We start from the raw sequence: 12,710 nt of genomic DNA, 5'->3' as shown, positions 1-12,710 counted from the left end.
GCTGTACCCATAACCGGGTACGGCTTTTTTTGCACATATAAATTAAAAGCTCTCCACCGATCTTCATCCTGGTCTTTTGTGCTAATCTTCCCTATAATCAACGGTTTTGAACAGCGATCTTGCTTTTTTATCATTCCACGCTCACATCTGCTTTGCATCAATGACAAATAAAGGCAAGATGAAACGGCCACAGCACTATAAAACAAAGAAGACAATCGTAGTATGAACATTTGTATTACAAATTTGTCGATTATTAGTCATTCATCAGACCTAAATACATTTACTTTGCTTCCCTAACCAATATCATTATATGAAAAAACAAAACTCACTGACAAGTGTAACCAGGAAGGTTACTTTTGTTGTGGCTGCAACCATCGTGTTTGCAAGCGCTGCATGTTTAACAGGCTGTAAAAAAGAAGAAAAGATGGCGCCAGTGCCAGTTACTGCTTCTACGAAACCAGGCGCAACGGTAGAAACCTACCAATCTGGTACAAATAACGGCTTCTTTTGGTCGCTTTGGAAGAGTGACGGCGCAACCGGCACAGTCAATTATGCCAATGGTGCTGCCGGAAATTACAGCATTAACTGGAACGGATTTAATGGTAATTTTACTTGCGGTAAAGGTTATTCGGTAGGGTCAAAAACCTATAAAATAGGCTATAACCTGAGCACTTATTCAAACTCCGGAGGTGGTACTTTTGGCTGGTACGGATGGAGCAGAAGCCCTTATTATGAGTATTATGTGAATGAAACCTGGGGTTCGGTTTCACCTCATACCGGTACTTTCCTGGGGACATTTAACTCCGATGGTGCAGCTTATAACGTATGGACCCGATGGATGACAGGTAAAAATATCGACGGTGGTGACGGTTTCAGGCAGATTTATAGCTCCAGGGTTACAAAAACTTCTACCGGACAGAATCATGTCATTACTTTTGCCAACCACTACAACAAATGGCAAAGTTACGGATATACGCTTGGTCAGTTAAATATTCCTGCAATTATGGTTTCAGAAACATGGGGCTCTAATACCAATGGCAATATCAACTGTACCATTTGGGCACAGTAAACATTTGTTTAAAACGGTTATAACCACATTACTGCCCGGCAATAAGCCGGGCAGTAATGTACTGTAGGTAATCCTCATCACTACCTGGATTAAAAATGCTTTTAATATTATTTAACAATTAGTTACCATGAGATCCATATTTTATTTCCTTGCTTTTTTCATTTTTATCGTTTCCTCCTGCAATTCGCCAAATCCTAAAAATATAGATGGAAATAAAAAATTACTGATCGGAAAATGGCATCGGTTTTCCACAGCAAATGGATATAGCGAATTTGATATTGATTCGCAAAATGTAGTTTTCTATAATCAGAAAGTGGGCCGGTTCAAACTTCCTTATAAAATAGAAAATGATTCCTTAAAATACCTTACCAAGGATTATATAGCCAAGATTACAAACTACGGCGACTCTATTCTTTTGGAAGGAAACGATAGTACTAAAGCCATTTTGCACAGGTTTAAAGAACCGAATATTCCTTTTAAAACAATTCCTGAACAAAAAGATTCTTTATCATTTGCATCATACATCGCAGATTTCGATAAAAGATTAATCAGTGAGTTTGAGAAAGCCGGAATAAAGATTACTAATGGTGCGGAAAAAGATCAGGGACCTGCATACGAAGAACTGTTGAAAAAAAAATCAGCAAATAGGTAAGCATTATCTGCCGTTCACATTCCTTCTACCGGGCTATTGCTCCAAGGCAAACTACTGAAAAAATGCTAATTCTGTCACTTACACACTTAACCAACTTATCAATAGTTTTAAGTCATAATTGACGAGTATCCATAATCTGTTCACAGAACTGCTCGCCTTTTTCTTTCGGAAATAAAGGATAATTTTGTGTTTCCAGAAAACATAAAGGCCTCAACTTAAAAAGTTGAGGCCTTTATTGCGGAATGGACGGCCTTCGAACCAAATCATGTAAATATCTATTTTACAGCAATTTATAAACAACAAAATATAATGCACTCTAAATGCACGCCAATAAATCTATTTAAGAACAACAATTATAAATCAAATTTAACAATACTTCAGCAAGAAAGTAACAGATATAAATTTATCTCTGATAACTTGTATCTCCAGAAAGTTATCCCCTTTGTTTAGAGTTATCACAAAGTATGAATCTTGGATATCGCATTTTTTCAATGGAAAGAGATGACAGAAAATAGCGAAACGGGCAGCTGTTTTTAAATAAAAATTTGAACTCGCAGAATATTTGGCGGCTTTGTCTGCGATAACTCCAAGTTATTTCGATAGTGATCAGATCGAATCCAATAAAAGTTGTTTGGTTGGTAAGGTTGTCTTTTTTAAGGGATTATTGATAGGGAAGACTATACGAATAAAATGTGCTTGTTTAAGCGTGCTAGCAGTTATATGGTTGCTTTTTATAACATTAAACATTCTCCCCAGTCCGGATTAAATTGGTTATCCCTACTAAGGTACGCTAAGAGGACCAGTCCTACCCCCGCTGTTCCATTTAATAGGCCGGTAACTTCGCCCAAGCCATATTTGGGGCCAAGGTAAAATTCAAAACAGTTTCCTTTTACTGCGTGGGGCAATATGAGTAAGTTTATCCAATATTTAAGCTCCTTTTCCATCATATTATCCTTTATTAAACAGCAGATTTTGAGGTATAAATAAGCAATGCCACTTGCGCCATGACAAAAGCCGGCATCAATAACCCTATTTTTATCAAAACTCCGCCTTTTAGCTATCCGATATAGCAGATCCATTATTGTTTTTTCATCAGCCTTATTGTTAAATAATCTGGCGATTTTTAAAAGAACTAAACAGGTTGCCAAATCGCCATAACACCAACCCTGCATAGTAATTGCCGGTGCTGCGCCACTTTTTTTATAATCGGTTGTTAATACCTTATTTGGAAAAATGCCCGCATCATAATCTTCTGTTTGAATGTTGTTTATATAAAAATTAAAGCCTTTTTTTAACAGCCCTTCAATAAGGTTACAACAAATACCTTTTTCGTGGCATTTGAGTAGAAAGGCCAAAATACCTGCTACCCCATGGGCAAATCCAAAGTCGTATAAATCTGCACGGTAGTTAAATTGATCAAATCTTTTCCATTTCACCTCATCATTTTCATCAATACAATTATCGTAAAGGGCCTGAACAATTTTTTTAATACGGGCGGGCTGTTCCCTTTTTAAAGAATAAACCCCAATACCTATAGCGCCGTGCAGAAAATCATAATTATTAGTTGATAAAAATACATCAAGCTGTTCGTCTAATACAGCATCAATTTCGTTATCAAGGTTATCATTTATATTACCCTTTTTCTCGGTATGCTTAATTAGCCAGCCCCATCCAGAAATTCCGGCAGAAAAAGAAGTTTCTAAAACATCGGATAATTGGACAATTTTGTAACTGCGCGAAAGTGCCTGGGTAAATCTTTTTTTGGAGGATAAACTTTTTACATAGGCATTATACTCATAAAAATATAAACAAACACCCGTTATGCCAGAAGTAAGGGAGATATTATTATCCCCGGAAAGTTTTTTCGACGATAAATAAGTATTTATCGTTTCGAGTTTTTCGATAATTTTTTTGTGCCGGACAGTGTTCTGCATTATTTTTTAAATAATCGATTGATCAGATTCGACTCGCCATAAACAATACTGGTAAATGCCTTAACAGCATACAACATCTGGGGCTTATCACATATTAGTTTATAATCGTTTTGATCAAGTTTAATGCTTGCTACACCAAACTTATCGCCCTCTTTAGGAATGGCAATGCCTTCTATGTGCCCGGTTAATTTTTCTAGTCCGTTAAATTCACTTACGATGCTTATTATTGCTTTTTGCCCTAACTTAATCCTCGAATAATCAGAAACCGGCACGTAGGTTAAAATTTCGATATTTTGATTTACAGGTAAAAGTGCAACGAGCTGGGTTCCTTTTTTAACGGTGCTGCCCCGACTTAATTTTCTTAAATAAAGAACTTTGGCTGCGCTATCCGATCTGAAAACCATACCATCATTTGCTGTAAATACCGTATCGCCTGCTTTTACAATATCTCCATCAATTTTTAAAAGTTTTTGCACAGTAAGGTCGTTTACGGTTCTTATCACACTTACAGCCTGGCTTGGCTTTAACGTTGCGGCACCAATAACTGTATCTGGAATTTTAATATACCAGGCCAAACAGCCCATAGCAACAATTAATATCAACAGCAGGATATTTCCTTTGATGATTAAGTTGGATGGACCGGCACCAAGCAATTGGTTAACCTCGCCATTGTTTAATAAATCGTGATCCGTTATTCCTATTTTTTGCTTTTCCATCTTATGCACCTAATTCTAACTGGTTTTTAATAAGTGTATAATACAGGCCCTGTTTAATAACAAGCTCATCGTGGGTACCTTCCTCTGCAATTTTTCCTTCTTCGAGTACCACAATTTTATCGGCATTTTTAACCGTGCTCAACCGGTGCGCAATAACAAGTACGGTGCGCCCCTCAAAGGCCTTTTCCAATCTTTTCATAATCACTTTCTCATTATTTGCATCCAATGCACTGGTGGCTTCGTCGAAAAACAGAAAGGAAGGGTTTTTGTATAAAGACCGGGCTATAAGCAGCCGTTGTTTCTGTCCGGTACTGAGGCCATATCCGTTTGGTCCGATTTTGGTTTCTACACCAAGAGGTAATTTTGCGACAAACTCATCAATGTTGGCTATTTTAAGGCACTCTTTTAACCGGATTTTATCGGGTACCTCATCTCCAACCGCGATGTTATTGCCAATACTATCCGAAAAAATATAACCCTCCTGCATCACGGAGCCAATATGATTCCGCCATTCGTGATGAGAAATTTCAGAAATAGCATTCGCTCCGATCACAATTTTTCCGGCGTCGGGCTCGTAAAATTTTAATAGGAGTTTAAGTAATGTGGTTTTTCCACTGCCGCTCGAACCAACTATAGCCGTAACCTTGTTTCTTGGGATAATGAGGTTGATGTCTTTCAATATCGGATCGTTCCTCAGGTCTTTATCATAAGAAAAAGAAATATTCTTTAACTCCACATTCCCCGATTCGGGTACGGCCAAATAAACAGGGTTATTTTTTTCTTCATCTGGCTTATCGTGAATTTCATTGATGCGTGCAACACTGATCTTCGCATCCTGGTAAGACTGAAAAAAATCGAGAAGTTGCGAAACCGGATTATTTAACTGGCCGTTTATGTAAGAAATGGATAACATCATACCCAAACTGATTTCTCCCTGAAGCACAAGTTTTGCTGATAAAAATGTGATAAAAATATTTTTAAGCTCGTTAATAAGAGATGATCCTGCGGTTTGGCTTTGCTTTAGAGAAAGCCCTTTTAGGTTAACTTTGAACAATTTGATCTGAACATGTTCCCATTGCCATCTTTTTTTTCTTTCGGCATTGTGAAGTTTTATTTCCTGCATGCCATAAATCAATTCCAGGTTTTTTTCCTGATTTAAAGAAAGTGTAGAAAACCGTTTATAATCAAGTTCTGCACGTTTTTTCATGAATACCGAAATCCATACAAAGTACAGGGCGCTTCCAAAAAGGAAAACCAGAAATATCATCACATTATAATAAGCCAGTACCCCTCCAAAAACCAAAATATTGATACAGGAGAATAGGGTATTTAACGATCCTGTTGTAATAAAGGTCTCAATCCTCTGGTGGTCGGCTATCCGTTGAAGAATATCACCGGTTAATTTCGTATCAAAAAAACCCAGGGGCAATTTCATCAGTTTGATAAAGAAATCAGAAATCAGCTTAATATTGATCCTTGAACTTACATGTAACAGGATGTGGGCACGCATAAATTCGATACTCGTCCGCCCGATAAATAGTACAAGCTGGGCAATTAAAATAAGATTGATAAAATTTAGATCATTCTGCTTAATTCCGATATCAACAATGCTCTGTGTAAGAAAAGGGATTATCAACTGTAAAACACTCCCGGCAATGAGGCCTAAAAACACCTGAAAAAGAAGTTTTTTATAAGGGATGAGGTACTTTAAAAGCACCTTCATCCCTCTTTTTGAGGGTTGCTTTTGCTCGTCTTCTTCGATGTCGAAAAAATCGGCCGTTGGCTCAATGGCCATCACAATCCCTGTTTTGCCATCGGTTGACCAGTTTTTTATAAATTCCTCCTTAGGGTAGCTAATTAAGCCGTACGCAGGATCGGAAACATAAACGGTATTCTTTTTTATTTTATATACAATAATAAAATGCTTTTGCCGCCAATAGGCAATACATGGAAATAAGTCTTCAGTCTGCATATCTTCAAACTCAATTTTGGCTCCCACGGTGCGGAAGCCAAGTTTCTCAGCAGCCGCGCTTATGCTTAACAGCGAGCTTCCTGAACGGCTTGTATTGCAAAGCTGACGGAGATATTCAAGAGAAAAATCCTTTCCGAAATATTTAGAGATGATTTTTAGACAGCTTGGGCCACAGTCCATTTCATCATGCTGTTTATATGAAGGAAATTTGTTTAGCATTTTTCTAATTGATTTAAGCGCTCACCTACTTGTGGTTTGTTTTTTAATTGGGCAATCTGGGATTGATAATACTTTGCCATAATATCGTATACAATGAGTTCGTGGGCACGCGCATCTGCAATGAATAACCTGTTGAGTAACATGTGTAGATATGAGCCAAGTAAATCGGGTAAAGAAACCATGAGTTTGCCCTGCATTTTAAGCTCCAGTATTTTCTTTGCGAAACCCTCGGTTTGCAACGATTTTTCAGTAATGATATCGAGCAGCGGTATAAAATCTTTACCGATTTGTGAAGTATCACCCATCATCGTAGTAATCATGCTCCGGTTATCTGCGTACTTTTTGTTAATCTGTAACTTGAGGTTTTTATCCATATTAAACTCATTGGCAAAACTGGTTTTAATTGCATTTAACAACTCTGCTTTCTGTTCTAACGACAAAGAGAAATTTTCGAGTAGGGCATTTGCAGACCTCAGGCCCCATAGCCACCTGATCTCTTCTCTTCCGTCGCCCTCGGTAAGTGATAAAAACTGTAGAAAACCTTCGCTATCTGCACAAAATACCGATTCAGCAAGTTCGATCGTGTTTTCACCGTAACGTTCTACCTCTCTTTGGTAAGAATCGAGCTGCACCCTCCAGATCAGCCCCTCTAGTTGTAGCTGCACAATAGAATTATTTATAATCCTCATGCACTCGCCGATGTGTTCGGTATTTTTAAGATGAAAGCGGATCCTTAAATGAAAGTGTGGGTCGCTATATCTTATAAAAAACCACTTATCGATGATATCTCTTTTTTTAAGTTCATCTATAATCAAAGCGATGTTTTCTTCCAAAATCCGATCTGCCGAGGTGGTGCCGCAATAGAGTTTAAAGTAAACCCATTCCGATCCGGGACCAAACCTGCGGTTTATGTTTTCTATTTGGTTAAGCTTGATTTTTTCGGATAAGGAAGTTTTATAAACAGGGTTTTTATTAATCAGCGTAGCAATAAATTGGTTAACTACAGCGCCTTTATCTATAGTGGATATAGAAGAATCGGTATTGAACATAAACTCTTTTAACAAAATACTCGATCGGTTTTCTATGGTTTTTAACCAGCTGTTTACACTTTGCAGGTTTTCAAAATCGATTAAAAGCTCGTTATCACCATCAGCAAGGCAAACATACCGTGGCATATTCCATTTTTGTCTAAAATCAATAATTGCATTGGTCAAATTTCCTGGATCTGCATGAGTTAAACTTTTAAACTCATCTTTTGGTAATTGCCATTGTGCCGGTACAAGGATTAAATTTTTATAGCGCATGCGTGGTAAGAATTTGTACTGGGAAGCCATACTTCCCCACGAAAACTTAAACCCGGCCCGAAGATCCTGGGTCTGGAGATCGCACAAAAACTGGTAAACAGGCAGTGCTTTATAGCTAAAATTATGTGCGGTGCTAAGGCGGGGGATAATTTCTTTCCCAAGCCTTTTTGAAAATAGAATAATTTTATTGTACCTCACTGCAACCATTAAATCGTCGGCATTGATCTGTTGTTCGGGCGAAAGCGATGATTTACCCAGATAAGGAATCTCATAATCCCTAAATTCGGTATGAAGCATGATGTTTCCAATACGGCTTTCGGGTAAATGTATAATCTCTGCAAAAACCACATCTTTGTTCTGTTCTTGTTCCTGGCTGGTAATATCCGTTACAATGTTATGGATATTCTGATCGGCGTGGGTAAACCTGCCCAAAAGATTTGCCGCACTCGAGCCACCGATTGTTTCTACAAGGATCTGACTATCATCATGGTTTACCAATTTAAAAAGTATGGATACCGATGGTGGGGTATCATCCCAATTGGGTGCAAAGTTTTTAAAATCGTCTTCTTTAAATTCAGCTTCATATTGATTGGCAGCATTAGCTTCCTTTAGTTTGTTGAACAAAAGTATGGAAGCACTATCGAAAGGAACAGATTTTGCGCCTTTGTTTGGTTTAGCCGGAAGAATAATTCCTTCGATTAAAGGAGAAATGTTTTGATTACTGTTTTCGAGATAACCAATGCCTGTTTCGGTATCCAGCACCTCTAATAATGGCATTACCTGATCTTCATAACGCTCGTAAAACCGTTTTGCAAAAGAAGAGAGATTTGCATGCCTTTTTTCGGGGTATAAGGCGTTTGCCAAGGTAAAAGCATCGCGGAGATCATCCTGAAGGGATATGTGTACATTGTCGGTAATTACTTCTTTGTTCATATCGGTTTGAAACAGTTTACCCTCATCAAAACCAACGCCTAAACTTCCGATGAGGTCGATAATTTTTTTGTAAGCATCAATGGGATTATGAACATTGCTATCAAGCAACGCAAGGCGGTTCTCAATCTCTCCGATAGTGCTTAGGATTTGACCAAGAACTTCGCTGGGATGATTTTCGTTAATTTTACCCAGTGTAGCAAGAATCTGGTGGATAAACTCTGGTCCGGTTACTGCCGGCTCGAGCTCGCTAACCAGAAGCTGTTCATCAATCAGTTCGGAAATAAAGCCCAATCCTTCTTCGAGGGTTATCTCTTCACTTACCAGGGCACCTGCCAATTCGAGGGCCGATTTGCCTGTGGCAGCTAATTCGATGATTTTTGTTAAATAAGCTGAACTTGTTAATGCACTGATCCGGTGAGATCTTCGACCGGAAACATATTTATATTCCACATATCTTATTTCATCAGAAATTGAATATATGCTGGAATTTGGATAGTATTTTAAAAAGGGTTTAATGCTCTGATTATTGGAAAGCTGAAGTGCAAGAGCACAAAGGTAGTGCATATCAAGCCGTGTATGTCGGCTGAATTGATTGTTGTGAAATGATACGTTGGTTTCGGATTCGCTCCATGAGGTAACCGAGCAGCTGGAAAATAAACCGAACGGGGTAGATCTGGAGCTCATTCGGCCAATGTATTTTACAAGCGAATTGGTAAGCCTGGTAATATCTTTCTGATCCTTGATCTCGTTTCTTTTTAACCTGCAACACTCGCTATGCAATACAGGAGAAGCCAGATAGATCGCCTCCATAAACGAATCGTCATTCAAAAACGAGCTGATATCACTAACGTTGTTCTGTGTATTAAACGCATAGCGTGGGGTACGCAAAATAAGTTTCGGGTGAAACTCGTAAGGAAAATCCTTTTTATCATTTTTCATATCTTTTTCAATTGTATGATCAATGATAAAAAGGGAATGGCGTTTTTAAAAATTGGTTACACCAATAGCCATTTAATGGGGATACATTTAAATATTATGATTATTTTTAAGGTGTATCCTTTCGAGGAAATTTGTTTTGTAAGTAACCCCGATAGGGATTTTTCCTGAAATGTTTTTAAGACGGACCTGGTTGCCTTCTACCATCGTGATGTTGTTTATAGAAACGATGTAAGAATTGTGTACGCGTACGAATAGCTTTTCGGGAAGTGTTTCCTCAAGATATTTCATATTCATTAACGCCAGTATACATTCTCCTTTTTGATAGATCCCGACATAGTTTTTCATGCCTTCAACATAATCGATATCTTCGAAATTTACCTTAATAAGTTTGCCCTTCTGCTCGGTTTTTACAAACATAAAATTTTCATCAGAAGATGTCTGGGCCTGTTTAGTTGAGGCAATCAATAATGATGCTTTTTGAACGCTTTTCAGAAACCGGGGAAAGGAAATGGGTTTAAGCAGGAAATCGATAACGTCGTTTTCAAAACCTTCTAGAGCAAACTCTCCATGGGCACTGGTAAATATAATCTGTTGCTTACCGGATAATGCCCTTACAAAATCTATCCCTGAAATTTCAGGCATATTTATATCCGAAAAAATTAGGTCGATCTTTTCCTGTCCTAAAATACTTAATGCCTCCAAGGGGCTGGTAGTCGAATGAACAAGCTGTAACAAAGGGATTTTCTCTATATAACCTTTCAGCAGATCAATTGCGTGCTGTTCATCATCCAACACTATACATCTTATCATAACCCTTTAATAAATAATTTTACATTGTACCATAAAGCTTCGTCTCTGATCTCTAATATATAATCTTTTTTATATAAAAAATCCAATCTTTTACGCAGGCTAACTATTCCTATTCCAGTCGATTCGGTTTTAAATCCAATCGCTTTTTTGTTGCTTATTTCGAATGAAAGCCCTTCTTTATTTGATTTCAGATCAATCCGGATAGGATTTTCTTTATCTATTGAATTTCCATATTTAAAAGCATTTTCCACTAATGTAATCAGTAAATGCGGACTGATTAAATGTTCGTCTTCGGTTTCAAATTTTTTATTAAAAATAAGGTTAACTGCCCCGTTAAATCTTAGATTATTAATCTTGATAAGATTTTCAATATGTTCTATCTCCAGTTTTAGCGGTACTTTTTCTACATCTGTTTTTAACGAATACCTTAAAATATCAGTAAGTATCAATAATCCATCAGCTAAATCTTCGTCGAAATTTAAGGTTTTAGAATAAAAATAACTTAAAGTATTATAAAGGAAATGGGGACTTAACTGTTCTTTCAAAAATTGGTTTTCTACCTCCAGATTCTGCTGTTTTAATAAGGCAACATTTTTTGTTTTTTGAATGCTGTCCATAGCAAACCAATATCCTATGGCATAAATAAAATATTCCAAAAACACGAAGATACAAAAATAAATAAAGGGCCTTTTCAGATAAGAATCCAGGGGATGCAGGATTGTTCCAAATGATGAAAAATTGTTCTTTGACAGAAATCTCAGATAACAATATACAACAAACAGGACCAAGAAGAAAAACACGCCCCACATTCTTTTTTTCTTTACCGAAAAAAATGGGATGATAAAAATCGCAAAGCAATAAAAAAGGCCTGTGCCCAAAATATAACTTATTACTAAATCAAACAATTTAACAGATTCTGGCCTAACCAAATAAGTCATTGAAATTGCATAGGTTATATACATTAACCAGCAAGCTGCATGTATTAAAATTATTTTGCCTGATTTCTTTATATCCATAATTGGGGTTGAGTTAAATGCATTAAAACCTGAAATTTTGTGAATTTCAGGTTTTTAATATAAAAATTGAATAAAAAAGGTTATGCACAAGTATTTCCGATACTGGTTTGGGCAGTACCTAAAGTTTCGCCAGTGGTAGGGTTCTCAGTGGTGTTAGTAGTTCCATTTATCCCTCCTTTAATAAGGTTCATGCTATAATCGTCTAGTGTAACGATAGTTTTTTTCTTTAAAAAAAATGTAGTTTTTACGGTCGTTTTCAGATGTTTTTTCATGTTATTATTATTTTTTTATAAAAGTAATCTGAAAAGGTTTTTCATCCTATAATTATACACCAATTCTCCAATTGTATGGATAACTTTGCGAAAAAACAGTATATTGCGACGATTTCATGATTGTACATCTTAGTAAATGTATCCTCATGTATAGAGGCTAATCCTCTGGATAGCCTCTATTTTAATTTATCTTTATTAAAAAATTAAGGGGTAACAATTGTTTTCGAAGTTGTAGGTCCGGGTTCACAACATAAAAAATCGGTACAATTAACAAAGGAGGTAGTAAACATTGCCTCGTTTACCTGCATTTTTCCACCAAAAATATTGCTTTTATTATCATCGGTTAAATTAGCGATTACTTTTTTCCTTAACTGAAGCTGTTTTATCTTTTTCATGATTATATCTCCTGTGTTAATTTGAAGTTGTTTCTAATATTGTTGTTCCGCCTGGTACAAATGATGTAGTTGTAGGAGAATCAATTGAAGTTGGGATATCAAAAGTTGTTACCATGTTCTGGGCACCGCCGTTTAGGCTGCCTAATGCGCTTTGATCAAGCTTTGCGATGGTTTTTTTATCCAGGTTAAATTTATTGTTTTTGTTTAATTGTTTTGATTTCATGATTGTATGGTTTAGTAATAATACCTACTCTTTTAGCTTTTCGGCATCCGCTCTATTTACAATGGGGAAAATATGCGTGTGCAGCTTAGTCTACACACGCCAAGGGTTTTTCCCACTGTTTGTTTTGTGTTTACAGGTAGCTTAAAATGCTGTGGTGAAAGTTGTAAATGTAGTCCACTCTGTGGTCGGAACCAGTGTAGTTGTAGTGGTGGTAGAGGTAGTGGTGCCCGCTTCGTTACCACCGTTTAGGCTGCCC

General features: G+C 37.1%; 11 protein-coding genes. 2 read left to right on the top strand and 9 right to left on the bottom strand.

Features of this window, described 5'->3' with window-relative positions; all coding sequences use genetic code 11:
* The first annotated feature begins 310 nt into the window (after positions 1–310).
* Together IM793_RS15015 and IM793_RS15010 are read left to right on the top strand one after the other, a co-directional pair.
* Positions 311–1,069 carry a glycoside hydrolase family 11 protein gene (locus IM793_RS15015; RefSeq protein WP_193422698.1) on the top strand — a complete coding sequence of 253 codons (759 nt, stop codon included), beginning with the start codon at positions 311–313 and terminating at the stop codon, positions 1,067–1,069.
* Positions 1,070–1,196: 127 nt separating this feature from the next.
* A complete protein-coding gene (locus tag IM793_RS15010; protein ID WP_193422696.1) occupies positions 1,197–1,721 on the top strand; it encodes a hypothetical protein in 525 nt (174 codons plus the stop codon).
* Between the two features lie 731 nt (positions 1,722–2,452).
* Here IM793_RS15010 and IM793_RS15005 read toward each other — a convergent pair.
* From IM793_RS15005 to IM793_RS14965, 9 genes are all read right to left on the bottom strand, one after another.
* Positions 2,453–3,655: a lanthionine synthetase C family protein gene (locus IM793_RS15005; protein ID WP_193422694.1), complete on the bottom strand. Its 1,203-nt coding sequence runs from the start codon at positions 3,653–3,655 to the stop codon at positions 2,453–2,455.
* The gene (locus tag IM793_RS15000) at positions 3,655–4,371 is read right to left on the bottom strand and encodes a hypothetical protein (RefSeq protein ID WP_193422692.1); all 717 of its coding nucleotides are present in this window, start codon (positions 4,369–4,371) and stop codon (positions 3,655–3,657) included. The genes IM793_RS15005 and IM793_RS15000 overlap by 1 nt, the downstream gene beginning before the upstream one ends.
* A gap of 1 nt (position 4,372) precedes the next feature.
* A complete protein-coding gene (locus IM793_RS14995) occupies positions 4,373–6,562 on the bottom strand; it encodes a peptidase domain-containing ABC transporter (protein ID WP_193422690.1) in 2,190 nt (729 codons plus the stop codon).
* The gene (locus tag IM793_RS14990; RefSeq protein WP_193422688.1) at positions 6,556–9,738 is read right to left on the bottom strand and encodes a lantibiotic dehydratase; all 3,183 of its coding nucleotides are present in this window, start codon (positions 9,736–9,738) and stop codon (positions 6,556–6,558) included. Before IM793_RS14990 ends, IM793_RS14995 begins: the two co-directional genes overlap by 7 nt.
* An 87-nt stretch (positions 9,739–9,825) precedes the next feature.
* A complete protein-coding gene (locus IM793_RS14985; protein ID WP_193422686.1) occupies positions 9,826–10,548 on the bottom strand; it encodes a LytTR family DNA-binding domain-containing protein in 723 nt (240 codons plus the stop codon).
* On the bottom strand, positions 10,545–11,165 hold the full coding sequence (locus IM793_RS14980) for a sensor histidine kinase (protein WP_193422684.1): 621 nt from the start codon (positions 11,163–11,165) through the stop codon (positions 10,545–10,547). Before IM793_RS14980 ends, IM793_RS14985 begins: the two co-directional genes overlap by 4 nt.
* Before the next feature lie 479 nt (positions 11,166–11,644).
* Positions 11,645–11,836, bottom strand: a complete 192-nt coding sequence (locus IM793_RS14975) for a hypothetical protein (RefSeq protein WP_193422682.1) — start codon at positions 11,834–11,836, stop codon at positions 11,645–11,647.
* 203 nt (positions 11,837–12,039) lie between these two features.
* Positions 12,040–12,231: a class I lanthipeptide gene (locus IM793_RS14970; RefSeq protein ID WP_193422680.1), complete on the bottom strand. Its 192-nt coding sequence runs from the start codon at positions 12,229–12,231 to the stop codon at positions 12,040–12,042.
* Positions 12,232–12,247: 16 nt separating this feature from the next.
* Positions 12,248–12,454 (bottom strand): class I lanthipeptide, encoded by a 207-nt coding sequence (locus IM793_RS14965; RefSeq protein WP_193422678.1) that lies wholly within the window; start codon positions 12,452–12,454, stop codon positions 12,248–12,250.
* Positions 12,455–12,710: the final 256 nt, after the last annotated feature.

The sequence above is a fragment of the Pedobacter sp. MR2016-19 genome, from assembly GCF_014947265.1.
Classification (GTDB): Bacteria; Bacteroidota; Bacteroidia; order Sphingobacteriales; family Sphingobacteriaceae; genus Pedobacter.
The sequence above is the reverse complement of the archived record's forward strand: the minus strand, read 5'-3'. Positions and strand labels throughout refer to the sequence as shown.

Bases quoted from the DNA above. Each gene is read 5' to 3' on its own strand.
- IM793_RS14985 (WP_193422686.1), bottom strand. From the start codon at position 10,548: ATGATAAGATGTATAGTGTTGGATGATGAACAGCACGCAATTGATCTG.
- IM793_RS14965 (WP_193422678.1), bottom strand. From the start codon at position 12,454: ATGAAATCAAAACAATTAAACAAAAACAATAAATTTAACCTGGATAAA.
- IM793_RS14975 (WP_193422682.1), bottom strand. From the start codon at position 11,836: ATGAAAAAACATCTGAAAACGACCGTAAAAACTACATTTTTTTTAAAG.
- IM793_RS15015 (WP_193422698.1), top strand. From the start codon at position 311: ATGAAAAAACAAAACTCACTGACAAGTGTAACCAGGAAGGTTACTTTT.
- IM793_RS14970 (WP_193422680.1), bottom strand. From the start codon at position 12,231: ATGAAAAAGATAAAACAGCTTCAGTTAAGGAAAAAAGTAATCGCTAAT.
- IM793_RS14995 (WP_193422690.1), bottom strand. From the start codon at position 6,562: ATGCTAAACAAATTTCCTTCATATAAACAGCATGATGAAATGGACTGT.
- IM793_RS15010 (WP_193422696.1), top strand. From the start codon at position 1,197: ATGAGATCCATATTTTATTTCCTTGCTTTTTTCATTTTTATCGTTTCC.
- IM793_RS14980 (WP_193422684.1), bottom strand. From the start codon at position 11,165: ATGGACAGCATTCAAAAAACAAAAAATGTTGCCTTATTAAAACAGCAG.
- IM793_RS15005 (WP_193422694.1), bottom strand. From the start codon at position 3,655: ATGCAGAACACTGTCCGGCACAAAAAAATTATCGAAAAACTCGAAACG.
- IM793_RS14990 (WP_193422688.1), bottom strand. From the start codon at position 9,738: ATGAAAAATGATAAAAAGGATTTTCCTTACGAGTTTCACCCGAAACTT.
- IM793_RS15000 (WP_193422692.1), bottom strand. From the start codon at position 4,371: ATGGAAAAGCAAAAAATAGGAATAACGGATCACGATTTATTAAACAAT.